Origin of the sequence: Paenibacillus sp. FSL H8-0548, assembly GCF_038630985.1 — a bacterium.
Taxonomy (GTDB): Bacteria; Bacillota; Bacilli; order Paenibacillales; family Paenibacillaceae; genus Pristimantibacillus.
On the sequence record NZ_CP152049.1, the window covers coordinates 828,195 to 853,239 of the forward strand.

Consider the following 25,045-nt stretch of genomic DNA (forward strand, 5'->3'; position numbering starts at 1 on the left):
GGGCCGGCTTAGGCGCTTATTTGCGCAAGCCGGCCGCTCCTGTAAGTTGAAACTATTTAATTGCCGAGATCGGAATGAATTTAAGCTTTTTCAATGATCCGTTTTGAAACTTTGTGCTTTGTACGTATTTAATAAATTCCTTAGTCGCGCCTGTAGGCTGACCCTTAGTCATATAGTAGCCGTAGCCCCATACTTTGTATTTGCCGTTAACAACATTGGCTTCAGTAGGTGCGATATCGTTAATTTTAAGTGCAACCATTTTGTCCGTTACATAAGCCAAATCCATATAACCGATAGCGTTAGGCGTCGTTTCGATCGTTGTTTTCATATCGCCGCTTGTTTTTACTTCCTTGTAGTTATCGCCTTTGGTCATAAAATCAGTACCAGCGAGTGCTTTGTCTTGAAAATTGACGCGAGTTCCTGAACCGAATGTACGGTTTACGACGATAATTTCGCCATCCTTGCCGCCAACCTCTTTCCAGTTTTTAATTTTACCGGAGAAGATGCCTTGCAGCTCCTTGGTTGTCAAATTTGTCGTTGTTACATTTTTATTCACGACAGCTGCGAAAGGGATGATGGCTACTTTATGAGCAACTTGACCGTCGAATTTTTTGAAACCCGGTACATCCTGAGAAGCATCCCAGTCTACAGCTCCAATATCCGCAATACCTTTGCGAACCGCTTGAGGTCCTGTAATGGAACCGGCAGCCGATGCAGAAATTTTAACCTTTGGATTCAGCTTTTTAAACTCATTTGCTGCTTGAAGTGTCAAGGGCAGCAGGGCAGATGAGCCGTTAATGACGATTTTGCCGGAAAGCTTGCTTGCTGCAGTAGCAACAGGAGTGGAAGCAGGAACGGAACTGAAGCCGACTACAGCGATAAGCGCCGCGATCGTTAATTGTTTAAACCATTTCATTAGGAATGACCTCCATTAGTTAATTAATTAGTTAGTAATGTTTTTCCATTTCCCTTGAACCGATACTGCCAATTGTCCATCGATAAGTGCTGCAATATTAGCATTGCTTGAAACGATCAATTCGGATGCAAGATCCGACACAGTTAGTACGAGCGTGCTTGCTCCTGTTGCGCTATCAATTTCATAGATGGCGTTCGTGCTGTTTCCATCAGCAGTTAGAAGGTAGAGCTTGCTTCCGCCTTGAACGAGCTGGTAAACGTCTTTGTCAGCGAACGATGGCGTGCTGACTTTGCCTGCTTGATCAATGGTCACGAGCTGTCCAACACTTGCTTCGTCGGCGCTCACGCTGACGTAGCTGACTTTGGAGCCATCTGCCGCGAGTTTAAGGAATACTTTATCTGCTGTATCCTTCGTAAGCTGTGCAGGTTTATTGTCTGCTGCTTCAGCGTTGTAGAAGTAAATTTGCGGCTCAGTGCCTGTTGCGTCGATAGCAACATCATCAAGCTCAACGTCCTTGTCGCTGTCAGCCGTTACTTTCGGCTGCTTGAAGACGTAGAAAGCAAATTGCAAGCCGTCTGCTGATACTTCTAGGTTCGCTTTATAGTCGACCTTGTCTTCAAGTACTTTAGAGACACTGCCATCGGCTAGTGAAAGCTTAGCAATAACAGAGCTTTTGTCACCTTGCAGGAAGAAGAGGGAAGAGCCGTCCTTCGACCATTGCAGCTCATTTTTGATCGAGCTGTCTGTGCTGACTTGCGTCGCTTGCTTCGTGCTTAAATCAATGGTGAACACAGCGCCATTCGCATCGGAGTAAGCCACTTTTTTGCCATCCGGGGATAGAACCAGCTCGGACGTGTCAGAGGATGCCAGCAGAAGCTCATATTTGCCAGTAGCTGCATCAACCAGGTAATCTTCACGACCTTCGCCTGCAGTGTTCGAAACGATAAGCTGGGAGGAGTTGACCCAAACTGCACGCTCAGCACCTTCAAGCTGTTTAACCATGCTGATCGTGTTGTCTTCATATGTACCGCCAAGTGCTTTAACAAATGCTGCTGGTTCAATAAAGGTGGCGTAGGCTACTTCTTTAGCTGGGTGCGAAAGAGCAGTCGATACACCGTTTACGTTAATTGTTTTTGAAGCGGCCTTTAGCTTCAATGTGTTCTCGCCAAACTTCACAACTACGGTATGGTCGCTGTTGATATGGAGGGTAGCGCCAATTGCATTGGTGATGTCTCGAACAGAGGCTAAGGTTACGCCGCCATCCACAATGGTACGAATAGAGATAGGGTTGGCATTAACGAGAAAGCTTGCTTGGTTGATTTGTACAGCTTGCTTGCTGGATGCCGTTTGAGCGAATATCGGTGTAACGGTTGCTGCGCTTATTGCTGCTGCGATCATTGAGATTGCCATTGCTTTTTTCATTTGCATGGAGGAGAGTCACCTTTCTCAAATGGGTTATTTTTTTTACTTTATAAATAGAAGCTCCGACGGCCTTGGTCGGTATGAATAATTGGCTTGATCCCTCCCAAGCAGCAGTAGTACGGAACTTTTCTTTTGTGAGGCGTTCATTTCTACTAAATCATATCAGTGAATTATTATCCCATTATTTAGAAATGGTATAGATATTGTAAAGGAAGGGCTGAAGGGAGATTTATATCATGTCCAAGCATGGCGATAATTCCAAGGGGGAAAGTGTGGTTTAAAAGTGTAATCTTTATTTATATCATATCTATTCATGGGAAATCAACAAAAAACAAAAAAACCTTGAAATCATTTCAAGGCTGTAGTATCTTCGGTATAGGAGATCTATGAGGAGGTGAGCGGAGATGGAAAAGATGGCGATGCAAATGATGATGAATATGTGCATGGAAGAAATGATGTGCAAGATGAAATCAATGAAGATGATGATGGACATGATGACAGAAATGAACATGATGGACAGCATGGATATGAACATGATGATGATGAAAATGCAAGAATGCGACGAAATGTCTACCATGATGATGAAGATGATGCGTGATATGGAGCAAGTATCCATGTAATGTTTCAGAAACTATGAATCTGGCCATTCATAGAATGTGAAGAGGATAACCGGCAGAGCAGTACACTGCATGCCTTCGTTCAAAGCGTACCCTACATAGCTAAGCAGAGCAGATCACTGCATGCAGGCTTTTTTTTGTTTTCAGAGCTTTTTCTTTTTCCGCAATCCAGCCTCGTACTCTCACCTTATTGTGCATAGTGAGCTTTCAGCTTGCTTGCAATCATGACCCGTTGAAGCTTGAACTCCCATACCTTTTCTCTTAGCTGCTTCTGCTGCTGTTCTGAATGCTGAGAACTGCGAAGCTGCTCATATATATCAAGCATTTTACGATTAATTTGATCGAAACGAAGCCATAGGTCTACACGAATGCCATGCTCAATGACGAGACGAATATGGTTCTCTTTGGCACGCAGTGATTGGAGGATTTGTTGCTGCCAAGCTGTATCTCCGATATTCACGGCAAAGTTATAAAGATCTAAATAATCATCAACCCATGCTGCTGCAATCTTTTTCTCGGAATAGGTCATTCTAGACAGCTCCAATCTCCATAACGTTTGTATACCTAGTATTATACTCGGAATTAAAGGGATTGCAAGTGGTTTTTATGGAGGTAGAAGAGATAGGGAATTCCCATCTTTAGGGCACATATATATTCACAACAAGTTAATTCATATAAATTTAGTTGGAATTAACTTGCTGTGGAGTTGAGGCTTTTTTGAATAGATAAGAATTTATAAGTTTTTCATTATAAGTCGGCTTATCTGTCAAAGAAGGATTAGGATGGCGATCAGCTCTTTAAAGCTGCGAAAACAGCAAATAAGTTGTTTTTATATACACAGTCGTTTTGCTCAAACCCAGCTTCAAGTAACCAGTCCAGCTGATCTTGTACCGTGGCGTTTATATCGACCTTTCTTCGTTCAATAGATGCTTCAATCGCTTTGGCATCCAAGCCGCTCTGCCAAATCGCTTCTTTCCACTTAGACATATAGTAATCATCCCAATAGACCGTTGTGCCAGCCGCCTGATCAGCATTAACGAATATGCCGCCGTCTAGAAGGAGACCATGAATGGTTTGAAATAGCGCTCGTTTTGCAGGATGCGTCAGATGGTGAATGGATAGTGAGGAGATAATTGCATCATACTTCTCGGTATAAGGATAGCTGGTATAATCAGCTGTGATGTAGCTGACAGCAGGATCTTGACCGAAGCGGGAGTGGGCTTCCTTCAGCATCTCCTCGCTTAAATCAATCAAGGTTAGTGAAGCGTTAGGATATTTGCTGCGTATGAAGGAGGAGAAAAGTCCTGTACCGGCGCCTAAGTCCAATATGCGTGGAGCATCGCTGCTGCAGTTTACTAGGTCAGCTGCTATCCCATAAAAATCATCAAAGCAAGGAATAAGCTGGCGGCGCTGACGATCATACTCGGGAGCGACGTCATCAAACTGTTTTTTTACAATATCACTCATAAAATTAGCCTCCTCAAATTATGCTGGACAGATGCTGGAATTTGCTTTTATTGTGTTAAGTTGTATATTACAGCTTCCAGCTTCATTATAGAAATATATAAACGATATAAACTTTATAGAATAAATCTATAAGACGGATTGGATATTAAAGTTAAAATGTGGGTATTGCATCTCCGTCGTTTTGATGTTATTATTGGTAAAATTTTATGATTATCGTTGATTTTATATGACAAGATGAATAGCTTTTATATTCGATGACGAGAAAGAGTACGTTATGGGCCTGATCAAACAGAGAGTTGGGGCAGCTGAAAACCAACGTTCGGGTACTAGCGGAAAGCCATCTCTGAGAAGCGGGCTGAACGAGAGTAAGCTCTGCCGCATTTCCAGCGTTAACGGGAACATGTATTGATAGATACATGAGCAGAGTGTCGCGCTTTGGCGTGAAACTAGGGTGGTAACACGGGTGGAGACTCGTCCCTTTACAGGGATGGGTCTCTTTTTTTTGTTTTCTAATCACATTTTAGGAGGAAAAAACATGAAAACATGGTCAATGAGCCAAATGATCTCGCCAATCGTACAACAAATTCCGCCCTCGGGCATTCGTAAGTTTTTTAGCTTAGCGGAGGGGAATAAAGATATAATCTCACTTGGTGTAGGGGAGCCGGACTTCGTAACACCGGAGCATGTACGGGCAGCCAGCATTCGAGCATTGGAGCTCGGAAGGACCTCCTATACGCCGAATGCGGGGCTTTTGGAGCTAAGGGAAGAAATCGCAAACTATTTGTACAACGGCTTTCAAGTGAAATATGAGCCGGATAATGAAGTCATCGTTACCGTTGGAGGAAGTGAAGCGATTGATCTGGCACTGCGGGCGTTAATCACGCCAGGCGATGAAATTATCGTTCCTGTGCCTAGTTATATTGCTTACTCGCCAATTGCGCAGCTAAATGGAGGGAAAGTTATCGAAGTCGAAACGTTTGCAGAGAATCATTTTAAGCTGACGGCTGAGGCTTTGAGGGCTTCGCTTACTCCACACTCGAAGGTGCTCATTATTAACTATCCTAACAATCCTACCGGCGCAATTATGACCTATGAAGATTGGCTGCCTATTGCGAAGGTTGTGGAGGATCATAATCTAGTTGTAATATCCGATGAAATCTATGCAGAGCTGACCTATGACGAGAAGCATGTAAGCTTTGCGGCGCTGCCGGGTATGCGGGAGAGAACGCTGCTTATAAGCGGGTTTTCTAAAGCCTTTGCGATGACAGGCTGGAGAATCGGCTATGCTTGCGGTAACTATGAGTTAATTGCTGCAATGCTGAAGATTCATCAGTATACGGTTATGTGTGCGCCCATCATTGGGCAGGTTGCCGCGATTGAAGCGCTGCGAAACGGCTTAGGTGAAAAGGATATGATGGTAGAGTCCTATGCGCAGCGCAGACGGATGTTTGTGAAGGGCTTAAGAGAAATCGGCTTGCCCTGTCATGAGCCGCGCGGAGCATTTTATGCATTTCCATCGATCGCACATACAGGGCTTGATTCCGATGCTTTTGCCCAAAAAATGCTAGTGGATGCAGGAGTGGCTACCGTTCCAGGCCATGTATTTGGTCTTGGCGGGGAAGGGTTTATCCGCTGCTCCTACGCATCGTCTGTAGCTAGACTTACGGAGGCGCTTGATCGTTTAGATCGGTGCTTAAATGCAACGGGGATGGCAAGAAAAAGTGGTGATGGCCGTCATTAACCAAATCGAAGCAGGCGGCCGGATTGGCATGATGGATGTAATAAGCTCACCTCCTTATTGCTACCTCTGCTGTACTTTTTACAACAGATACCTGGCATGGAGGCTGGAAACTGGAGCTACACTGCAGAAATACAACAGAATCAGCCTTCAATGAGGGAAAAGAAGCGGAAATAGACTATTTCATTGTAATAAGTACACTGTAGCCACGGATTTACTGTTAACGATGGAGTTACATTGTAATAACTGCAGTGTACGGGCAGGGTTTGTTTTAGAAGGAGTGAATGGTGCTTTGTGTGGAGTAGTGTATGAGTTGCTGTGTGAGCTGAGAATGGTGTTTATTGTGAGTAGCGTGTGGGTTGCCCTGGAATGGTTGAATGATGGCAACCCACGTGCGACGGTAAAGTATCTGTCATATATCTCACTTCAGCACACTAATTATTAAGTACTGGGTGGATGTTGCGATGTACAATGCCCTCTCCAACACACCTATAAAAGTCTCTCATGCGAGCCTTCAACTAACTCATAATAACGAATGTCCTTACCATTAATAATAGGCAAAAGCAGCTGTTTCTGTACAAGAGAAAGAAGTCTGCTGCGAGCTGTGCGAAAATTAATCTGCAGGTGGTCTTGAACATCTTTTGGGCGGATCTTGCGTCCTAATGACCAAGCGATTTGTAGGACCTCTCGCTCTTTATAAGTAATTTGATGATCAAACTCGCTGCGAATGAGGTGAGGAGCGAGAGCCATTTGCAGAAGCATACGACAAATCTCGGGACGTCTTTGTACATCGTCAAATGTGAAATGAAGCATCCTCCAGCCCATGCCCGTTAAAAAGTTTTCTCGATTCACCGCATAGCTGTGCTTTTCTCTATCCATATCTTTAATATGGCTTTGGAAACCGTCACATTCTATTCCGAACTGACCAAATTCAGGTAGGAATGCAAAATCGAGAAATTGTGATTTGCGGTTCCAATCATATATTTCATATTCTGGATGGAGGTTGCGAAAGGTGCCAAAGAGCGGCCACCATACGTTTTGCAGCAGCAGCTTTTCTGCGAAGCCATGTCCTCTTAATAAGCGTCCTCTTCTTTCCCCGTTACGGCACAGCTCATGATATTCAATAAATTCATTGTAGCTTTGCTCAAAATCGCTCATTCCTAGAAGCCCCCTTTAAAATGAAAAAAACGCCCTAATGCCATAAGGATGGCTTTAGGACGTTCTTCGTCTGCTCAAAGTATATCATCCCATTCAGCAGGCTGGAAGTATAATCTTGAATGAATAGAGAAATGAATTCGATCTGATTAAAATACTGGCTAGTTTAGCTCGTTTTTTCGGGGGATGAGTGAGTAACTGGTTAGTTAAAGGACGAAGGAGCTTGAGCGAATCATGCGGCATGGGTTGGTTAAGCAGCGACTGAGTATACACTGCATAAAGTACAACAGAAACCTGACATGGCTCCTCGAATTAGGAGCTACATTGTAAAAATGCATCAGAAACGGCCTTCAAGCAAGGGAAAAGGCTCATATAAGATGATTCTATTGCAAAAAGTGCAGCGTAGCAGAGCTGGCACTAGAAAAAGGTCCATTCTACTGCACAAAGTGCAGTGTAACGGAGGTCACAATAGCGAAAAGGGGATACAACAGCGCAAAGCAAGTAACAGGTTAGTCAAAGGACGAAGGAGCTTACCGCCAAGGAATTAATTAGTTTACTGGAGAGGAATGCCTCGCAAACGTTTCATTTGTAGGCGCATTTGTGTTACTTTAATGGAATAATACTAAATTACTATAGTAGAGGGAGCGATACCTATGTCATCACAATCGAAAGATTGGATTTTGCATTCGGTTATTTTCAGCTTAAAGCATGAGAAGGGTTCGGAGGCAGAGAGTCAGTTTTTGGAGGATGGTAAGCGCATACTTACTTCAATACCAACCGTTGTGAACTTTCAAGTGTACAAGCAAACGAGTGTGAAAAATGATTATGATCACGGCTTTGCGATGGAGTTTGCGAATCAGGCGGATTATGATGCATACAATGAGCATCCGCTTCACGTGCAATTTGTTAATGAACGCTGGGTGACGGAAGTTGAAAAATTTCTGGAAATCGATTACGCAAAATAGGACAATCATTGAAGAATTAGCTGAAACGGCATATAATGAACGGTATATATAGAACTTATTCAAACAAATACGAACAAAATAGGAAGAGGGTTTAACGAATGAAAAAGCTTAGAGTGCTGCAGCAGCTAGCGGAAGCGGGCGTTGTAGCGGTATTGCGTGCGGATTCTCCAGAAGAAGTTGTAGAAATGTCGCGCCGTGCAATTAAGGGTGGAATTAAAGCGATCGAAATTACGATGACGGTACCTTTTGCGCTTCGCGCCATTGAGCAATTATCGAAGGAATATTCCAGCAGTGTATCACCGGATGCGGACAATTTTGCCATCATAGGCGTTGGCACAGTGCTTGACCCAGAGACGGCGCGTGCTGCTATTCTAGCAGGTGCTGAGTATGTGGTGTCTCCTGCACTTAATCCGGATACGATCAAGCTTTGCAACCGATATGCGGTTCCGATCCTGCCAGGCACGATGACTATTCACGAGATCCAAACTGCGCTTGAACTAGGCGTTGATATTGTGAAGCTATTCCCTGGCAACCTCTACTCTCCAAGTGTTATTCCTTCTATTAAAGGTCCTTTGCCTCAAGCTAATGTTATGCCAACGGGCGGCGTATCGCTGGATAATTTGAAGGATTGGATCAAGGCTGGCGCAGTAGCAGTCGGCATTGGATCTGATTTGACGAAGGATGCGGTCAAAACCGGTGATTTCTCGCTTATTGAGAAAAAAGCAGCGGCTTACGTTGCGGCGTACCGCGAAGCAAAAGGGCTGTAGCCTCATACCCTGATGGAGCGCTATTAGCTCTATCAGGTTTTTTTTTATCGGTGTTCATAACATAATTCATGGAGGTTGCAGCAATGATTAATCGTGATCAAATCCGAATTCGTGACCCATACATACTCGTCAATGAGCAAGAGCAATGTTATTACCTTTACGGTACAACGGACAGCAATGTCTGGTCCGGGCCTGGAACGGGCTTCGATACTTACAAAAGCACAGATCTGGAGCAATGGGATGGTCCTTATCCAGCCTTCAGGCCAGAGCCGGGCTTTTGGGCGGATCATCATTTTTGGGCGCCTGAGGTTTATTTGCACAACGGCCATTATTATATGTTTGCATCGTTCAAGTCAGATGAGAAGCGACGCGCTACGCAAATCTTAATATCGGATAGCCCAAAAGGACCTTTCGAGCCGCTCAGCAGTAAACCAATCACACCTTCGGAGTGGGAGTGTCTGGATGGGACGCTCTATATTGACGAGGATCAGACACCTTGGATGGTATTTTGCCATGAGTGGGTGCAGATGAGGGATGGGAAAATGTGCGCGGTTCCGCTTACTTCGGATTTCAGTGAAGCTGCTGGCGAACCGATTGTGCTTTTCTCTGCTTCGGAGGCTCCTTGGGCCGTTGCTGGAGGAGAAGACAAAGATGTATACGTGACGGACGGGCCTTTTTTGTACAAAAATAAAGAAGGCGAGCTGCTTATGCTATGGTCCAGCGGTTCCAAGAATGGGTACGCGATCGGAATCGCACGCTCCGAGAATGGACGAATCGAAGGACCTTGGGAGCAGGATGAAGCAACGCTGTTTCCAGAGGACGGCGGACATGGCATGTTGTTTCGATCATTGGAGGGCAAGCTGATGCTAGCTATGCACGCGCCGAACAATCAACCGGACGAGCGGGCTTTATTTATAGAAGTAGAAGAAAATAATGGCACACTGCAAAGAAAAGCATAGCCTGACCGCTTGCTTGTTGAAATGACTATATAAGTTGAACTTAAAAAATGATCTACTCACGCAGCGAACAGAACATAAATTTCTAGTTCAACTTATATAGTTGAGAGAGTGTTAATGGGCTAAATGTTTATGAATCGTGAACGCGAGAACAATTCTTCTGCCCGATTTAGGCTTCATTGCTTGATTCTGATCTAGAATAGCGTTATAACAGAAACAGGGTCATGAAGAGAAATATCAATTGGTTAAAGGAGTCGTTCAATTAATGGATTATCGGATTGAGAAGGACACAATGGGCGAGATTCAAGTTCCTGCAGACAAGCTGTGGGGTGCGCAAACACAACGAAGCCTGCAAAACTTTAAAATTAGCGGAGAGCGGATGCCGATCGAAGTCGTTTATGCGATGGCTTATATCAAAAAAGCTTCCGCACAGGCTAATGAGAAGCTCGGCGTATTGGATGCAGCTAAGTCTGCAATCATCGGCGAGGCGGTAGATGAAATTGTTTCCGGCAAATGGGATGAGCATTTTCCACTTGTCGTATGGCAAACAGGCAGCGGTACGCAAACGAATATGAACGTGAATGAGGTTATTGCTAATCGTGCTAATACTTTGCTGGCTGAACGCGGCAGTGAAGTGCGCATTCATCCGAATGATGATGTTAACCGCTCCCAAAGCTCAAACGATACGTTCCCAGCAGCTATGCACATTGCTGGTGTAATTGCACTGGAGGATCGTTTGCTTCCATCGCTTGACTTGCTGAATGATACGCTTCGTGCCAAAGCAGAGAAGTTTAACGATATTGTAAAAATCGGCCGTACACATCTTCAAGATGCTACGCCAATTACGCTGGGACAAGAAATTAGCGGCTGGTACTCCATGCTGGACAGAACGCGTGCCATGCTCGTTCAAAGTGTAGATACGATGCGTGATTTGGCACTCGGCGGTACGGCGGTTGGTACGGGACTTAATGCTCATCCTGACTTTGCTGTTACCGTTGCAGAAGCGGTGACTGCGCTCACAGGCAAAAGCTTCGTAACAGCAGCTAACAAATTCCACTCGCTTACAAGCCATGACCAAATCGTATATACTCACGGTGCGGTTAAAGCTCTTGCGGCTGATTTGATGAAAATCGCCAATGATGTAAGATGGCTGGCAAGTGGTCCACGCTGCGGGATTGGCGAAATTTCGATACCTGAGAATGAGCCGGGCAGCTCGATTATGCCAGGTAAAGTTAACCCAACGCAAAGTGAAGCGTTGACGATGGCCGTATGCCAAGTCATTGGCAATGATACAGCTATTTCAATGGCTGCAAGCCAAGGTAACTTTGAGCTGAACGTATTTAAGCCAGTCATTATTTATAACTTCTTGCAATCTGTAGCGCTGATGGCTGATGGCATGGTATCGTTCAACGATAATTGCGCGGTAGGCATCGAGCCGAACGAAGCGGTAATCAAGCGCAACCTTGATCAATCACTAATGCTCGTTACGGCGCTTAATCCTCATATTGGTTATGAGAATGCGGCTGCGATTGCGAAGAATGCTCATAAAAAAGGGCTTACGCTCAAAGAGTCGGCTATTGCTAGCGGCTTGCTGACTTCAGAGCAGTTCGATGAATTTGTTCGCCCCGAGAATATGATCGGAAAACGTTAATTTACAATAGCAGTAAAAAGGGCCAGCGCCCGTCATGTTACGACGAGGCGCTGGCCCTTTATTTATTTAAATGATCTGCCTTAACTTGGCTGAAAATAGCTGTCTACGATGGTTTTGATTTGCTTAATGGTTTGCTCAAGGGATATATTCTCGATGACATGCTCGCAAGACTTGCGATAAGTGACTTCTTCGGAATAGTGACTAAGGTAGCTGTCGATGATTTCATAGTTCGTACCCTTGCTCTCGAGCCGCTCCAATACCGTTTTCTTATCAACATACAGGAAAATGCGAATCACGCGATCACCGTAAAGCTTGCAAATCGTATCCGAGCCCTCGCGATTCAAAATCAGATAGACGCTGTTGCCGGCTAGCCCTGCCAAATCAAGATAGCGTTTGCCAATGCCATAGCGATGCTGGTCGATTTTAACCGATTCAGTGAAGAAGCCCTCTTGGTTTAGCTGGTCGAATTGCTCCTTGGTAACATAGCGATAATCCATGTCAGGACGCTCTTGGCTTCGCGGCGGTCGATCGGTACAGGAGGGGATATGTGCAATGCCGGTGTTTTGCAAAGCCTTGTGTGCCGCGCTCTTGCGGCCGGAACCGCTTGTGCCGGTAAATATAAATATATAAGGCTTACCCATGCGGAATCACTCCTTCCTCATACTTACTATATCGGCATATCAGCTGTTAATTATAAACCTGACTTTTACAGGGGCTGCTTGCCTTGATATGGGTGAGTAAAGTGTGGCATAGACCTTTTTATGGTATGATACGAGTGACTGCGCAGGCAGCAATTCATCTAAAAAAGTAGGTTTGACTCATGCATTTACTATCAGTAGAAAATATAACGAAGAGCTATGGCGAGAAGGTATTGTTCGAAAATGTTACCTTTGGCGTCGAGGACGGCGATAAGGTTGGTATTATAGGCGTTAACGGAACGGGGAAATCGACCTTCCTCAAGGTTATTGCGGGCCTAGAGCCGGCAGATTCAGGCAAGGTGTCAATCGGCAACCGGGTAACGGTGAGAATGCTCGCACAGGACCCGATATTTGTTCCGAATGAAACGACGCTAGAGCATGTGCTTGGCGGTGATTCACCGCAGCTTCGAGCGGTGCAGGCTTATGCAGCGGCAATGCAGGCGATTGAACTAAATCCAAGCGACACAGCTTTGCAGGATCAGCTTATGAAGGCTAATGAGATGATGTCTGAGCTGGATGCTTGGCAGTTGGAGAGCGACGCCAAAATGGCGCTGACCAAGCTCGGCATTTATGATTTTGAGGCGAAGGTAGAGACGCTCTCGGGCGGCCAACGGAAGCGGGTCGCGATGGCGGCAGCGCTCCTCTTGCCTTCAGATGTCCTTATTCTTGATGAGCCTACGAACCATATTGACAACGATTCGGTGGCATGGTTGGAGGGAATGCTGCAAAAACGCAGAGGCGCCCTTCTCATGATTACGCATGATCGTTATTTCCTTGATCGTGTAAGCAACCGTGTGATCGAGCTGGATAAAGGGCAAGCCCACTTCTACCAAGCGAATTACAGCCGCTTTCTTGAGCTGAAGCTTGATCGTGAAGAGCGGGAAGCATCTACAGAGTCGAAGCGGAAAAATTTGCTGCGCAATGAGCTTGCTTGGATCAGACGCGGGGCCAAAGCGAGGTCGACGAAGCAGAAAGCGCGTATTGATCGTTTTGAAGCACTGAAGGCGGATGCACCGAAGCAGGCAGGCGGCAAAATGGATGTATCGGTTGCTTCAACTAGGCTGGGCCGCAAGATCGTAGAAATCGAAGAAGTGACGAAGCGCTTCGGCGAACGTACGCTGATTCGAGATTTTAGCTACATCGGGGTTCCCGAGGATCGGGTTGGTATTGTTGGGCGCAATGGTAGCGGAAAGTCGACGCTCCTTAAGCTCATCATGGGCCAATTGACGCCTGATGAGGGAACAGTTGACCTGGGTGCTACTGTTAAGCTGGGCTGGTTCTCGCAGGAGCATGAGGAGATGGATCAATCTCTTCGTGTTATCGAATATATTCGTGAAGCTGCTGAGCAGGTAAAGACGGGAGATGGCACGACGATATCAGCAGGCCAAATGCTGGAGCGCTTCCTGTTCTCGCCGACGATGCAGTGGACACCGATTTCCAAGCTGTCGGGCGGAGAGAAGCGGCGTTTGCAATTATTGCGAGTACTCATGAACGCACCTAATGTGCTGCTGCTCGATGAGCCGACAAATGATTTGGATATATCGACGCTTACGGTGCTTGAGGATTATTTGGATGATTTTCCGGGAGTCGTATTCGTCGTTTCGCATGATCGTTACTTTCTTGATCGTACAGTGGACAAAATTGTTGCGTTTGAGGGCGACGGCGTCATTACACATCACACGGGCAATTACTCGGATTATCAGGAGTTTGTTCAGAAGTTTGGTACAGCAGCAGTTGCGCCAAAAGCTGAGGCTGTCCCAGTAACTGCAGCAAGCGAGCCAGCTCCTGCAGCAAGTGAGCCTGCTCCTGCAGCAGGCAAAGGCCGTGTACTCAAGATGTCCTATAAGGATCAGAAGGACTTTGAGCAAATCGATAGCTGGATCGAGTCAGCAGAAAACGATATAAGCGAAATAGCCGTCCGCATGGAAGCCGCGAGCAGTGACTCTGCGCTTTTACAGGAGCTTGCCGCTGAGCAGCAGCAGCTGGAAGCGAAGCTGGAGAAGCTGATGGATCGCTGGGCGGAGCTGAATGAGCTGGCGGAGCAAATTGCTGCTCAGAAGTAAGCTGAGAGGCAAGATTTATCTAAAATAGAGAGGCGGCTTTGTACATGAGCGCTAACGAAATTCGTAATATTTATTGTATTGGACGTAATTATAGGCTTCACGCCCTTGAGCTAGGCAATGAGGTTCCGGATGAGCCGCTCGTTTTTACAAAGCCCTCTCATGCGGTTGTAGCGATGAACGGGAATGTTGTCGAGCTTCCTGCAAATGTGGGAGAGGTGCATTTTGAGCTGGAAATCGTGCTGCGCATCGGGAAAGCTTATGAGCCGGGAATGGATACGGAGCAGTGCATTGATGCGATGGCGCTTGGACTTGACTTAACCCTCCGCGATGTACAGTCCAAGCTGAAGGCCAAAGGCCAGCCCTGGCTTGCGGCCAAAGGGTTCAAGAGCTCCGCTCCACTCGGTGAATGGCAGCATTACCCCGGCGCAGCAGCGCTGGCGGAGACTGAGTTTACGCTCATGCGAAATGGCGTCGTCGCACAGCGCGGCAAGGCGAGTGATATGCTGTTTAACGTGTCTGAGCTGATCAGGTTTGTAGGCGAGAACTACGGTCTTGGCGCTGGCGACATTCTTTATACGGGAACACCAGCTGGCGTAGCAGCGCTGCAGGACGGCGATCAGCTGCAAGCCTTGTGGGCAGGTAAGCCTGCGGGCAGCTGCAGCGTGAGGTTTGTCTAGCTGGACAAGCAAGAAGATTGAATGATTAGGAAAATAAATAAATTTCGTTAAATATGACAGTTCTTCCCCACTTGGAAGAACTGTTTTTTTTATGTAACAATTTGTTTATGGGAGTGTGAGTGGATGTTGAAAATTGTATGGATCGAAGATGAAGAGCAGCTGCTGCAGGAGTGCGCAAGCTATTTGAGCAAGGAAGCTGTAGAGGTTTACGGCGCCTCTACGCTCAAGGAGGCGGAGCTCCTAATACCAAAGGTGGGTCCAGATTTGCTGCTGGTTGATTGGATGCTGCCAGGCGGAGCAAGTGGAATAGACATCTGTAAGCGGAACGAACGTGAATGGAAGCTGCCCTTCATTATGATAACGGCCAAGGAGGATGAATTCGATAAGGTGCTGGCGCTTGAGCTGGGGGCGGACGATTATTTGACGAAGCCGTTTGGTCTGCGAGAATTAAGCGCTAGAATTAAAGCGGTTATGCGCAGAGCAAGCCGGATAGGCGAAGAGACGTTATCACTGTCTGAGCTGCCTGATGATTCGTTACTATATAGAGGTCCGTTAAGGCTCGACCAGCAGCGTTTCGCTGCTTTTTTAAACGAGCAAAGGCTTGATTTAACTCGCACCGAATATTTGCTGCTATGGAAGCTGGCGGAATATCCTGGACGAGTGTTTACTCGTACACATTTAATGGACGAGGCTCTTGGCGATAGCTTTCTAGGCTATGAGCGAACGCTAGATTCGCATATTCGCAATTTGCGCCGCAAGCTGGAGGCGGCTAAGGAGACGCGAGAGCTGATCCAGACGGTATATGGCGTGGGCTATCGTTTTTCGGAGGAGTTTAGATGAAGAAGAATGAACCGCAGGGGCGGCGCGGGGAGAAACGGCTTGTCCTTATATGTGCCATTGTGGTTCTATTGACATTCAGTTGTTCACAGTGGCTTTTGATGGATTCGAAACAGACAGATCAAACGAAAAATCAGCTTTTTTGGAATGGGTACGCAAAGCTATATTATGAGAAAACGGGGAGCTGGTCCGGTCTGACTGCGCTTCTGCAAGCAGATCGCTATATGTTTGCGGAGGATAAATCACCTATGCTTACAATATACGATAAAGATGGTACGACTATAGCTGCAGAGCTTGACAATAAGGAAAGTATAGCCAAACATGCCCGAAAAATAGCGATTCTCTCTGAAGGTGAGATTGTAGGTTACACGAGCTACTCTAACACGCTGCAAGTGACGATTAGCAGCAAAAGTTTGCTGCTGTCGCTCATAATCGGGCTGTTTGTGTTTCTAATAGGAGCAGGGATACTTCGTCAGTCTAAGTATGTCGCAAATCGTACCGAGCGTTCCATCGCGAAAGCGATATGGAGTCGTTCAAGCTCTGCTCTAATGGATGATTCTCATACTAGCGGAGAAATACATATTCAAGCTGCATTAAACCATATAGAGGAGCTCGCGCGGCGGGTGGAACGACTGGAAACAGTTCGGAGGTCGATGGTCGCAGATATTGCTCATGAGCTTCGAACGCCAATTGCAGTGATGCGAACGCAGCTGGATCATGCGATTCAGGAAGGAGAGCTGCTTCCTCTATCCAAAACCGTATCGCTGCATGACGAGACGCTCCGTCTCACGAAGCTGGTACGTGATCTTCAGGAGCTGTCGCTTGCCGAATCTGGTCATCTGTCTCTTAGCAAAAGCTGGTTCTCCTTGACCGAGCTTGCTGCAACGGTTGCCGAGACGCTCGCAGTCGATACAGTTGAGAATGAAATACTTTTAAATACGGTTATGGATCGAGATATTCGTCTATATGCCGATGAGACTCGGATTAGACAAATTTTAATTAACGTAATTGGCAACGCACTTCAGCATACACGCCATGAGCTTCGGATCGAGGCGAGACTTGGGCAAGGGCAAGTGGAGATTAGCGTTGCTGATGACGGCCTCGGCATTGAAGAGGAGGAATTAGCTTACGTATTCGATCGCTTTTACAGGGGGAAGGCTCATCATGAGGCGAACAAGCGCTCACCCGGTTTAGGCCTTGGACTTGCGATAGCCAATCAATTTGCACAAGCACATGGCGGGACACTCCGAGTAACGAGCCATTACGGCAAGGGGGCAATATTTACACTATGTTTGCCGATTATAGAAGTATAGTTATCTGCACAAGTTCTGCATATTTGCTCCATTAGGAATGCATAACCTTTTGATAGAGTTAAGGCATTCAATGGAACAAGAGGTGAGGATTAAGAAGATGATTACCGTAAAAAATATTTTCAAGACGTATGGCAAGGGAGAAGCTGCTGCGCGAGCGCTCCGTGAAGTTTCTTTCACGATTTCCAAAGGGGAAATGGTGTCCATTACTGGGCCATCCGGCTGCGGAAAGTCGACATTGCTGCATATTTTGGCTGGGATCGAGTCTATTGACAACGGTGAAATATGGATTGGTGATGCACCTATTCATACATGGGATGACAAGAAAATTGCAAAGCTGAGGCTAGCGAGAATGGGGTTCGTATTTCAATCCTACCATCTTATTCCGGTATTGAGTGCGTGGGAGAATACGGCACTCCCGCTAATTGCCGCAGGCATTCCCGCTAATCAAGCTAAAGCACGAGCGCTCGAGGCACTTAAGGAGGTTGGGCTGGCTGACAAAGCACTTCATTATCCAAGCGTGCTCTCGGGAGGTCAAAACCAGCGTGTTGCTATTGCGAGAGCTATCGTAGGGAAGCCTGATATCATTTGGGCGGATGAACCAACAGGTGCGCTGGATACGGACACAGCTGAACAAATTATCGGTATGCTGGAAATGCTGAATCGTCATCATGGAACGACCATCGTTATTGTTACTCATGATCCTAGAATCGCAAGCCGTACAACACGCGCTATCCGCTTGCAAAACGGCCGCGTTATCCATGATGGAGGCGTGGCGTTATGATCAAGTCAAGTCTCGTTTGGAGAATGGCATTAGGGAACCTTCGGAAGCAATGGAAGCAGACGCTGCTAACGATTTTTGCAGGTGCCATCGGCGCAATGCTGATTGCTGCTAGCGCTGTCAACTATGATTCCGTTCAACGCAGCGGCGCAGTGTGGATAGAGGCACATTTAGGGCCGATCAACTGGAAGTTGACGCCGGAGAAATCGGATAACGAGGGCTTCTCCGCTCAGGAGACAGAAGCGTTGATAGATGTATTGCTTGAGCGGTGGGATGGCTACACTATGCTGCCTTACGTAAAGACAGAAGCCGCTGTATTTGCCAAGGACGCGAGTACAGGCACGGAAGCGGCGCTGAAAAACATATTATTTATGGGATTTTCTATGGAGAAGGCTGTTAGCTTTGATCTCGCTGGTGCTTCATTATGGCGTGCGGGCCTTGCTGACGATGAGCTCATTATTAATCGTGAAATCGCCAAGCTGCTGCAAGTCGAAGCTGGAGATACTGTAGCGGTAACTGCATCGCATGGAGACAAGCTATTCCGTATTCGTGCTGTAACCGAGCAGCGGGGATTAACAGGATATCTGGAGTCAGGTGCATTTGCCGGCACGATTATCGGTACTGAACATACCGTTAGAGAACTTTCCAATCAGGCTCAGGACCGCTATGATGCGATACTAGCAGGAGTCTCGAACTCATCTGTTGATCCAAACCATATGTATCTCATTCCTGAGTATTCATACAATGTTGAGAATCTGAAAGGAAATGTAAAATCGGATATTAAACGAATGAATTACGCTGTCATTATAGGCATGATCAGTATGGTAGCCATCGTATCCAGCATGCTCTTCATGCGTCAGGTGTTAGTCATGATTGGTGAATCCAGACAGGAAACTTACGGAATTCTGCGCGCAATTGGTTTCTCTCAAGGAAATATTTCAGCCATGTTCACAGTAGAAGCGATATTGCTCTCTTTAATGAGCGTGTCACTAGGAACAATACTAGGAGTTTGGGGCGGATATAATCTTATCCATCAGTTCTATGGTGTCTATTCGGCGGAGTTATCGCGAATGGCTGGCAATACGATACCTATCCAACCCTATATATCTATAGGGACGGTGGCTGTTGTATTTGGGGCTATGCTTTGTTTTCTTAGCATGATCTCCTTATTATCCGCTCGACGAGTGAGTCGATTCAGCATCGTTGGAGCATTGCGAGGAGCAGCGGAGACGGGAGATAAAGGAAGACGCCGAGGAAGCAGACGAATAGGATTCCGCATAGTTTTTGCGTTTGGATTGTCTGCTGCCTCCATTCATTTTATTTTTGCATTTGTTCAACCACCAAAATTGAATGGTGAAAATATGCTCCTTATTGCATGGACGTGGCTCGTCGCCTGCTTCTTTGTTCTTTTCATCGTTTTGTCGCTATTAAACAAAATGGATGGTCCTTTGCAAAGGCTGCTGCGTTTTGTGGGTATTCCACCGCTTTCCATAATGCTTGCCCTTAAGTACCCGCGATGGCATAAAGGACGAACCTATACGGCAGCACTTTTGTTTGCGCTAGTTATGATGACCATAACCTTTATCGTTTGCATCATGCAAATCGTACTTGCTAACGGAAATGTTGATCGAACGAATCAGACGGTGTTTGGCTTTGGCGGCTACGCATCGTACCGGACAGCGGCAGAGAAGGAGAAAATAGAAGCAGCCGCTGCTAATGATCCTTTTATTCAGGAACATATTCGTGGATTGACGACAGCAGAACCCTTCATGCTCAGTATGATAGAGCGAGGCATCGCGCAAGCAGCTGTTCCAGTGACCAAGGAGCTTATTCGGGATAATCCAATCCAATTATTAGCTCGAGCGCCTATGTTTGCGAATGATCAGGCAGCATGGGAGGCGGTATTAAATGACCCTAATTATATTATATTGCCTTATTATTACGGGATGGAGGACCCGTTGTTTCCTGAAGCGATTACGCTAGTGGAAGCAGGGGAAACCATTACACTTCCGATATATGAAAATAAGCTGAGAAGCGATACAGAGGATTGGGTGCCGCAAGCACAGCGGGGTTTCATTGTTGCAGGCTTTGTTCCAAACGATGCTGCGACGCAATTGATTGATTTTTATGGAGCAACGTTTATGAATGAGGAGGTAGTAAGAGAGTTTCGTCCCTATGGTCATAAATGGCCTAATCAGACCGAACTTGGCTTTATTTTGTTCCAGTTTGATTACAAGGATATCAAGCTGGCGCAGGCGCTGGAGGAGAGGTTTGCTATTGGAGGTGTATTAACCTTTGATGTCCCTTATCTCAAAAATTCAGCGGAGCAGCTAATAAACAAGCAGCTTGGTTATGGCTTCATCGGCTTTAGTGTGATGTCAGCCTTCATTGGAATTATGGGACTTGCCATTATTCAGTTTAGAGCTGTGCGTGAGCGGAGCAAGCAGGTGGGAATGATGCGCTGTCTTGGCGTATCTAACAAAAACATTTATATGATGTTTTTTATTGAAGGCTTCGTTATCAGTGCGGTTGGTCTGCTCGTAGGATGGGGAGTTGGCTCGAGCGGAGTGCGTATTTTTTCGGAAAATATAAAATATGATATTCGCGTTTATGAAGAGCCCTTCGTCTTCATCTATCCCTACGACATCCTTATTCCAATTATTGGCGTGCTGCTCGCGGCCTCCTTGATTATCAATATTGCGCCGGCAAGAGCGGCTCTAAAGCTAAAGGCTGTGGATGCGCTAAGAATGGGGAATGATTAAGTTTTTGGATGCTAACTGAGCTAAGTGTAAGCAAAAAGAGGGTGCCCCAGCAGCGATTACGCTTATGGGACACCCTCTTTTTGCTGTTTATTTACCGTTGAATGCGCTCAGCATCCATACATGCTTCTCAAGTGTTGTATGAATTGCTAGGAGCATATCGGCTGTAGTTTCATCACCAGCTTTTTGGGCGTCTTCCATACCCGTCTTAAGCTCGCCGATCACCTTTGTAAAGTCCGCGATCAATTGATCGACCATATCTGTCGCATCCTCTTTGTTCGATGCTTCACCAATGCTGGAGGTGCTCAAATGCTCCTTCATCGTCGCGATGGGTTTGCCTTTCAAGGCTAACAGGCGTTCAGCCAGCTCATCTACGTGAAGCGCAGCCTCCTCATAAAGCTCTTGGAACTTCGCATGCAAGGTGAAAAATTGGGAGCCCTTCACATACCAATGATAATTGTGAAGCTTAATGTAAAGAACGCTCCAGTTGGCAATTTGATGGTTTAGATGCTGCTGTACAGTTGTCGATTTTGTAGTAGTTGCGTTTGTCATAATAATCATCCTTTCTGATGATAGTTTGCTCAGATCATAGTTGGCAAATACGGAATAAATACGGTGATTTTTAATAAAGATTAAATTAGACTAAATCCTTATTTATAATTATTACAAATAAATAAGTGATTGTCAATATATATAAACGTATTTGAGACGATTGAAACAAATAGTACTTAATGACTTGGATTAAAATAGCCACTATCCTGTACTGGTGCAGGATAGTGGCTATTTATCGAGGCAGGAGGGCAGCTATGTTGTACTCCGTACAACATAGATGTCCATTTAGGAGTGAAAAGAGCAAAAATAAGGTATTCTATTGCAATCATACAGTATAGGAAAGCCATAGACGATTTAAAGCACGAAGTTACTGCTTAAGTGCAGGATAGACAGAGTAGTGGGGGAAAGCAGAGACAGCCCAAGATGGTCGTATAGCCGAGAGGTCTGGGAGTCGGGGCCTTAAGCGGCTATCCCTGTCTATTACATTTTGCTTTATTGATTTATTACAGAAGCCTCAGCCTCTGCGAGCATAAATATCGTCAAAATAAACATGGCATGCGACCAGGTGAGAGGGACGACCCATGCGGTCTCGCCGGTATTCTTGTCTATTTGCTCAGGAAGCAAGCCTGCTGCTGTACGGTGATCAAGCGCCCACTTCAGCAGCTGCTTTGCAGCTTCAAGGTTTCCGGTCTGAATGCGATAATGCGCCAGCCAAAGGGTGGTGAGAATCCAAGGATTTCCTCCGATATAGTTATCATCCTCATACCGCTTAATTCCGCCTACGCCAGGCGTTGTTAAGGAAGCTTCAATGGTATCTGCGGTACGCCGCATATAGTCGTGGTCAGCTGGAACAGCGCCGAAAGGTACGGCGATGCCTAGCAAACTGATATCTATGACAGGGTCGCGCTCAAGCGTATATTTCATGTAGCCTTTATTGCCCTCGGTTGCATATCCTGCAGCTCCTGCTGCGATAGCTTGCTCATATTTGCTGGCAGAGACAGTCAAATTTATACCGCGGTAGAAGCTTCCGCCTTCCTCGTTCCAGCACAGCTCATTAATTGCGGCAGCGATTCGCTCAGCTGCTGCGGTCCATTCCGCGGCCAGCTCAGTCTTGCCTGCTACCTCAGCGAAGCTTGCTGCAGCAGTCAACCCGCCGAAAACAGCAGCAGAGGAGTAGGTGTGTGATGCTTCGCGTTCCTCCCAAAGGTCGATGCTCGGCTTAGGCAAGCCGGTTTTCGCGTCAAGGTAGCTCATCAAGAAGGTAGCTCCTCTCTCAACAGCAGGCCATACTTGCTCCGCGAAGCGGCTGTCCTTGTTTTCAGAATAGTGCTGCCACATTCCCCATAGAATCGATGAGCCTTCATCGATTTGAAGTCCCCAAGAGGGTGCTAGGCTGCCATCGTGATAGTGGCGTTGCTGCCAAGAGCCGTCAGGCGATTGTGCCGTAAGTGTCCAAGCATAGAAGTTGTCAGAGAGCGAGCCGAGGCCTGCTTTATCAAGCGCAGTTGTAATGAATGCGGCATCCCGGCCCCAGCAATAAGAATAACCGCCGCAGCGGGCAAAGTTTTCGTCAAATTCGGGTGCAGCAATAATGCTGCCGGTTTGCTCGTCAGACATCAGCTTGAACATGAGAAGTGAGCGATCATATAAATCTGCAATGTCATCATCGTCAATAGGGCAAGGAGCAGCAACTGACAAATAGTTATGCCAGTAATCTGTCGTTTCGGCTATCCATTCGGTGCTTGATTTTTCCTTCGCCCTCTGCAATTGCTGTAATGCTTCCTGTTCATCATGACCCGCGGCAATGTATACGGGGATGGTCACCGATGCGCCTGGCGCAAGGGAATTAATGCTCCATTTCAAAGCGCCATCTGGTTTCATATCAATAACGGCGCCATTCAGCTCACCATTTTGAACGGAGTCCCATGAGAGGCCTGCTTGATAACTTGTGCATACGTTTGCACTTGAAAGCGCAAAATAGTACTTATGGCGAAAATGAACCAAAGAATCGGTATCTGCATGAAACAAAGTGGTGTTATACAGATGATTCTCACTTACTAGGAAAGAGGAATGCAAAATAAAGGCGAAGGAAGCAGGCTCATCGCTAACATTAGTAAATGTATATTCACGAACAATCAAATCTTGACCAGGAACCGCGAAATGCAAGCTGTTTACCTGCATTTTATGCTGCTCAGAATGAGCGTTAACTCTGAAAATATTCGTTTTTTCTGCGTACTCCGCGTTATGCTTCCAGCCGTCTGCTTCTTCATCAAACCAAGTAACAGGGGAATGCTGCCACTGAATTCCGGTCCGCATGGCATCTACATGCTGCGGCAAATCGATATGGGGCCACCACAGGCGATAAAGCTTGCCTGTGCGCCCTAATGATGCAAGGAACTTTGAATTGCCAATAATGGCGTCAACTAAAAAAGGTTTTTTACTAGACATGTGGTCAACTCCTTTTGGCTACGCTTTGTATCGATGATTCACGAACGATCAGCCTGTGCGGAATAATCATCCGGTTCTGATGCACACTCTCTTCTTTAATGTAACGAATGAGCATTTGAGAAGCAGTATAGCCGAGCTGGTACGTTCCAATATCAATAGAACTAATTGGAGGAGTAGCAAGCTCGGATAAAGCGATGTTGTTAAAGCTTACAATGCTAAGATCGTCAGGAACCTTAAAGCCAAGCTCGGTTAACCCCCGCAGTACGCCAAATCCAACGACATCATCAATGACGACGAGACCGCTTGGCCGCTCGGGCAAGCTCATCATGAAGGACATCGCCCGATAGCCGCTTTGCTGTAGAAACTCGCCTTCGACGATCCACTCGGATCTAACCTTCAATCCGGCTTCATGCATAGCTCGCCGATAACCGTTCATCCGATCATGGGCTACCGTGAGTGCTGGCGGCCCGCTGACGAAGCCAATTCGCTCATGTCCTTGGAGGATCAAATGCTGCGTCGCATCATAGGCAGCGAGTTCGTTGTCATTGTCGACGGATAAAATATTGGGATGACCTTCGGTGCGCCCGATTAATACAGTCGGGAATTTATGCTTGTTCAATAGCTCGATTAAGGGATCATTTACTCGCGAGGATAACAAAATAACACCATCTACGCGGCGTCCAAATACTAATCGCGATACCGTCTCCGTTTCATCACTAGGAGAGGTGGCTGCTGTCAGCAGCATGTCATAGCCCGAACGCGTGGATTGTGTTAAAATGCCGCGCAGCAACTCGCCGAAGAAAAAATCCTGAAACAGCTCTTCAGCAGGTCGAGGCAGCATAATCGCCAGCGTTTGAGTCGTTTTTGAGACGAGGCTTTTGGCCATCGCGTTAGGATGGTAGCCCATCTCCTCCATATACCTTTTTACCTTCTGAGTTGTTGCCTTGCTAATTCGAGGGTGATTTGAAACGACCCTGGAAACAGTTGAAGGAGAAACTCCAGCAGCTTTTGCAATATCTTTAATGGTCACCATATATAATTGAGCCCCCATCACGCAATCGTGTGTGCATTCTATGCTTCATCCTAATGCAACTGTTGTCTAAAAGTAAATATATATCTTAGGATTCAGTTGCACAAATGATAAAAAACTGAAACAGAAGGAGATAATCGAAGAAAATTGAAGATAAACTGTTATTTTCTTCGATTATTGAACTGTGCAAACGTTTTAACAAACGGTGCTCTCTGTTGTATGATGAATCCACGAAT

At 46.3% G+C, this 25,045-nt stretch carries 21 protein-coding genes and 1 other annotated feature; of the genes, 12 read left to right on the forward strand and 9 right to left on the reverse strand.

Annotation, left to right across the window (positions count from 1 at the left end; all coding sequences use genetic code 11):
* Positions 1-52 precede the first annotated feature (52 nt).
* Together MHI37_RS03555 and MHI37_RS03560 are read right to left on the reverse strand one after the other, a co-directional pair.
* The gene (locus MHI37_RS03555) at positions 53-916 is read right to left on the reverse strand and encodes a phosphate ABC transporter substrate-binding protein (protein ID WP_076335168.1); all 864 of its coding nucleotides are present in this window, start codon (positions 914-916) and stop codon (positions 53-55) included.
* 27 nt (positions 917-943) lie between these two features.
* Positions 944-2,344, reverse strand: coding sequence for a stalk domain-containing protein (locus MHI37_RS03560; RefSeq protein WP_076335169.1), 1,401 nt, complete (start codon positions 2,342-2,344; stop codon positions 944-946).
* Between the two features lie 398 nt (positions 2,345-2,742).
* Between MHI37_RS03560 and MHI37_RS03565 the strand changes: the two genes are divergently transcribed.
* Positions 2,743-2,958, forward strand: a complete 216-nt coding sequence (locus MHI37_RS03565) for a hypothetical protein (RefSeq protein ID WP_076335170.1) — start codon at positions 2,743-2,745, stop codon at positions 2,956-2,958.
* A gap of 184 nt (positions 2,959-3,142) precedes the next feature.
* Here MHI37_RS03565 and MHI37_RS03570 read toward each other — a convergent pair whose 3' ends face one another.
* Together MHI37_RS03570 and MHI37_RS03575 are read right to left on the reverse strand one after the other, a co-directional pair.
* On the reverse strand, positions 3,143-3,484 hold the full coding sequence (locus MHI37_RS03570; protein WP_076335171.1) for a hypothetical protein: 342 nt from the start codon (positions 3,482-3,484) through the stop codon (positions 3,143-3,145).
* Positions 3,485-3,744: 260 nt separating this feature from the next.
* Positions 3,745-4,422: a class I SAM-dependent methyltransferase gene (locus MHI37_RS03575; RefSeq protein WP_076335172.1), complete on the reverse strand. Its 678-nt coding sequence runs from the start codon at positions 4,420-4,422 to the stop codon at positions 3,745-3,747.
* Positions 4,423-4,667: 245 nt separating this feature from the next.
* Positions 4,668-4,904, forward strand: a binding site (T-box leader).
* A 53-nt stretch (positions 4,905-4,957) separates the two neighbouring features.
* Here MHI37_RS03575 and MHI37_RS03580 point away from each other — a divergent pair.
* Positions 4,958-6,163, forward strand: coding sequence for an aminotransferase class I/II-fold pyridoxal phosphate-dependent enzyme (locus tag MHI37_RS03580; RefSeq protein ID WP_306010658.1), 1,206 nt, complete (start codon positions 4,958-4,960; stop codon positions 6,161-6,163).
* Positions 6,164-6,649: 486 nt separating this feature from the next.
* Here MHI37_RS03580 and MHI37_RS03585 read toward each other — a convergent pair whose 3' ends face one another.
* Positions 6,650-7,318 carry a hypothetical protein gene (locus MHI37_RS03585; protein ID WP_076335174.1) on the reverse strand — a complete coding sequence of 223 codons (669 nt, stop codon included), beginning with the start codon at positions 7,316-7,318 and terminating at the stop codon, positions 6,650-6,652.
* Positions 7,319-7,968: 650 nt separating this feature from the next.
* Here MHI37_RS03585 and MHI37_RS03590 point away from each other — a divergent pair.
* From MHI37_RS03590 to fumC, 4 genes are all read left to right on the forward strand, one after another.
* Positions 7,969-8,280 (forward strand): Dabb family protein, encoded by a 312-nt coding sequence (locus MHI37_RS03590; protein WP_076335176.1) that lies wholly within the window; start codon positions 7,969-7,971, stop codon positions 8,278-8,280.
* Positions 8,281-8,378: 98 nt separating this feature from the next.
* Positions 8,379-9,047, forward strand: coding sequence for a bifunctional 2-keto-4-hydroxyglutarate aldolase/2-keto-3-deoxy-6-phosphogluconate aldolase (locus MHI37_RS03595; protein WP_076335177.1), 669 nt, complete (start codon positions 8,379-8,381; stop codon positions 9,045-9,047).
* Between the two features lie 83 nt (positions 9,048-9,130).
* Positions 9,131-10,006 carry a glycoside hydrolase family 43 protein gene (locus MHI37_RS03600; RefSeq protein WP_076335178.1) on the forward strand — a complete coding sequence of 292 codons (876 nt, stop codon included), beginning with the start codon at positions 9,131-9,133 and terminating at the stop codon, positions 10,004-10,006.
* A gap of 262 nt (positions 10,007-10,268) precedes the next feature.
* Positions 10,269-11,654 carry a class II fumarate hydratase gene (fumC, locus tag MHI37_RS03605; protein ID WP_076335179.1) on the forward strand — a complete coding sequence of 462 codons (1,386 nt, stop codon included), beginning with the start codon at positions 10,269-10,271 and terminating at the stop codon, positions 11,652-11,654.
* An 80-nt stretch (positions 11,655-11,734) separates the two neighbouring features.
* Here the strand turns inward: fumC and MHI37_RS03610 are convergent, their stop codons facing one another.
* Complete coding sequence (locus MHI37_RS03610; RefSeq protein ID WP_076335180.1) at positions 11,735-12,295, reverse strand: hypothetical protein; 561 nt, start codon at positions 12,293-12,295, stop codon at positions 11,735-11,737.
* A 179-nt stretch (positions 12,296-12,474) separates the two neighbouring features.
* Between MHI37_RS03610 and MHI37_RS03615 the strand changes: the two genes are divergently transcribed.
* The 6 genes from MHI37_RS03615 to MHI37_RS03640 all read left to right on the forward strand — a co-directional run bounded on the left by MHI37_RS03615 (position 12,475) and on the right by MHI37_RS03640 (position 20,782).
* Positions 12,475-14,415: an ABC-F family ATP-binding cassette domain-containing protein gene (locus tag MHI37_RS03615; RefSeq protein WP_076335181.1), complete on the forward strand. Its 1,941-nt coding sequence runs from the start codon at positions 12,475-12,477 to the stop codon at positions 14,413-14,415.
* 44 nt (positions 14,416-14,459) lie between these two features.
* The gene (locus MHI37_RS03620; protein WP_076335182.1) at positions 14,460-15,092 is read left to right on the forward strand and encodes a fumarylacetoacetate hydrolase family protein; all 633 of its coding nucleotides are present in this window, start codon (positions 14,460-14,462) and stop codon (positions 15,090-15,092) included.
* Positions 15,093-15,215: 123 nt separating this feature from the next.
* Positions 15,216-15,932 carry a response regulator transcription factor gene (locus MHI37_RS03625; protein ID WP_076335183.1) on the forward strand — a complete coding sequence of 239 codons (717 nt, stop codon included), beginning with the start codon at positions 15,216-15,218 and terminating at the stop codon, positions 15,930-15,932.
* Positions 15,929-17,242, forward strand: coding sequence for a HAMP domain-containing sensor histidine kinase (locus tag MHI37_RS03630; protein WP_076335184.1), 1,314 nt, complete (start codon positions 15,929-15,931; stop codon positions 17,240-17,242). Before MHI37_RS03625 ends, MHI37_RS03630 begins: the two co-directional genes overlap by 4 nt.
* 97 nt (positions 17,243-17,339) lie before the next feature.
* Positions 17,340-18,023 (forward strand): ABC transporter ATP-binding protein, encoded by a 684-nt coding sequence (locus MHI37_RS03635; protein WP_076335185.1) that lies wholly within the window; start codon positions 17,340-17,342, stop codon positions 18,021-18,023.
* Complete coding sequence (locus MHI37_RS03640; RefSeq protein ID WP_076335186.1) at positions 18,020-20,782, forward strand: FtsX-like permease family protein; 2,763 nt, start codon at positions 18,020-18,022, stop codon at positions 20,780-20,782. The genes MHI37_RS03635 and MHI37_RS03640 overlap by 4 nt, the downstream gene beginning before the upstream one ends.
* Before the next feature lie 87 nt (positions 20,783-20,869).
* Here MHI37_RS03640 and MHI37_RS03645 read toward each other — a convergent pair whose 3' ends face one another.
* The 3 genes from MHI37_RS03645 to MHI37_RS03655 form a co-directional block, all read right to left on the reverse strand.
* Positions 20,870-21,331, reverse strand: coding sequence for a Dps family protein (locus tag MHI37_RS03645; RefSeq protein WP_218638921.1), 462 nt, complete (start codon positions 21,329-21,331; stop codon positions 20,870-20,872).
* Between the two features lie 492 nt (positions 21,332-21,823).
* On the reverse strand, positions 21,824-23,779 hold the full coding sequence (locus MHI37_RS03650) for a glycoside hydrolase family 15 protein (RefSeq protein ID WP_076335188.1): 1,956 nt from the start codon (positions 23,777-23,779) through the stop codon (positions 21,824-21,826).
* 4 nt (positions 23,780-23,783) lie between these two features.
* Positions 23,784-24,812: a LacI family DNA-binding transcriptional regulator gene (locus tag MHI37_RS03655; protein ID WP_076335189.1), complete on the reverse strand. Its 1,029-nt coding sequence runs from the start codon at positions 24,810-24,812 to the stop codon at positions 23,784-23,786.
* Between the last annotated feature and the right edge of the window lie 233 nt (positions 24,813-25,045).